This window comes from Chryseobacterium sp. CG10_8, from assembly GCF_058117085.1.
The window spans coordinates 1-997 of record NZ_JBYVEB010000243.1 but is presented as its reverse complement, the minus strand read 5'-3'; the positions used below and the strand labels follow the sequence as shown (position 1 = coordinate 997).

Sequence of the window (997 nt, the reverse complement as noted above, 5' to 3'; positions counted from 1 at the left end):
CGGGCGAAAAATGAACTGCAAGTTCAGTTTCGACCAAACGAAGCCAATGCTTTTTCAATGAAACTAAATTACGAAAAATTGTGGAATTGAAAAGCAGTGGCGGCGAAGAATATTCAAATTTTCAATTTGGATGTTCAAGCCCGCTTTTGCTAATACAGTGTTAGCTGTCGTTTTTTAATTGATAAAATTGAGTTATTTCTCCATATGAGTCGATTGTTATTGAAAATTTATCGCCATTGTAAAGCAATGGGTCTTTATAATTTTTGTAATAATTTTTCATTTCATCATGTTTTCCAAATACCAAGTATGAATAATTAATCAAAAAATGGCTTTGAATATCATTTTGATATTTTCTTATCACCGCCTTGATGAGTATTATTATTTCATTTTTTTCATAATCAAAAAAATTCCTATATTTAAATTTTCCATCAGCAAATTTTGTTTCTTCTACATGCTTGATAAAAATATGAATTAAAGATTTATAAGACAACACAATTGGCAGATACCAATCTATCAAAGTCAAAGAGTTTGGGAATTGATTTGTCAGATTTATTAATTCTCTATAGAAAATCGAATTATCATAATTTATATTTCTAACAAGTTTTTCATTAAGATTTGTTCTTCTAATTTCTTTTTTGATAATTTCTTTCCTTTCTTGTATTACTTTCTTTTTGTAAATTTTAAATCTTTCTTTTTCATTAATATCAAGATTCTTATGTCCTTTTAGTTTTAGATATTCAAAATCAATCTCTTGCTTCAAAACTCCGTTTACATACATTTCATTCTTTATTTTTTTTGAAATTTTAGATTCTCCGAGTAACTTTAAATTAAAAGCACAAAATGAATAAAAGTCATCTTCTGAGAATTGATAGCCGTTTTTCAAAATATAAAAATATCGAAATAAAAATACTTTTTCAATTCTTTCAGGTGTATTTTCGGTGTAAATTGGTAATGTTTTGACTTGCTTTTTCACACTAATTTTGATAAAATGACAGCT

The 997-nt window shown here is 26.2% G+C and carries 1 protein-coding gene; it reads right to left on the bottom strand.

Features of this window, described 5'->3' with window-relative positions; all coding sequences use genetic code 11:
- Nucleotides 1–160: 160 nt before the first annotated feature.
- Nucleotides 161–973: a hypothetical protein gene (locus tag AC4AGG_RS16540; RefSeq protein WP_489773124.1), complete on the bottom strand. Its 813-nt coding sequence runs from the start codon at nt 971–973 to the stop codon at nt 161–163.
- Nucleotides 974–997: the final 24 nt, after the last annotated feature.